Here is a 671-nt window from a genome sequence, read left to right on the forward strand (position 1 = left end):
GCTTTTTGTGAGTTTGGCCATGGTGCTTGCACGTTTGAAAAAACAGCCTGAATTGCATGATGAGGTAGATACAAATGACGGTCAATAATTCAGAACAAATTGCTCAGGCATATTCTTGGTTGCGCGCTATGTCTGGTGGCAAGCTGACGCAGGATCAAGTCAATGCAGGTGATGCCATTATTGCCACAAATGGGCTTACAGAATTTGCCAAGCTCATTGGATACTCATTGCCGACCACGCCAGTAATCACAGGTCTACGCGATATTTCAGAGCAAGGCTTTGCAATCATTCGAGAGTTTGAGGGCTTCCGCGCAAATGCTTATTTGGACACTGGTGGCGTGTGGACCATCGGCTTCGGTACGATCAAGTATCCAAATGGCATTAAAGTTAAAGCAGGTGATACGTGTACGCGAGGTCAAGCTGAACTATGGCTCAAGAATGATTGCCAATGGGTGGATGCATGCCTGGATAAATATGTGAAGGTCGATATTCATCAAAACCAATTTGATGCCTTGGCCAGTTTTGTTTACAACGTTGGGGAGACGGCTTTTTCGACCAGTACATTGCTGACTTATATAAATAAAAGTCAGTTCAAAGCTGCAGCTCTACAGTTTGATCGTTGGGTGTACGTGAATGGTAAGAAGGAAAAAGGTCTTGCCAATCGTCGTGTA

General features: G+C 44.7%; 1 protein-coding gene. It reads left to right on the forward strand.

Going from position 1 to position 671, the window contains the following annotated elements; all coding sequences use genetic code 11:
- Positions 1 to 74: 74 nt before the first annotated feature.
- Positions 75 to 671 (forward strand): lysozyme (locus ACWQ4X_RS19765; RefSeq protein WP_457904683.1); only part of this gene is annotated, 597 nt, incomplete at its 3' end.

It is taken from the genome of Acinetobacter sp. NigerLNRRAM0016 (assembly GCF_054112845.1).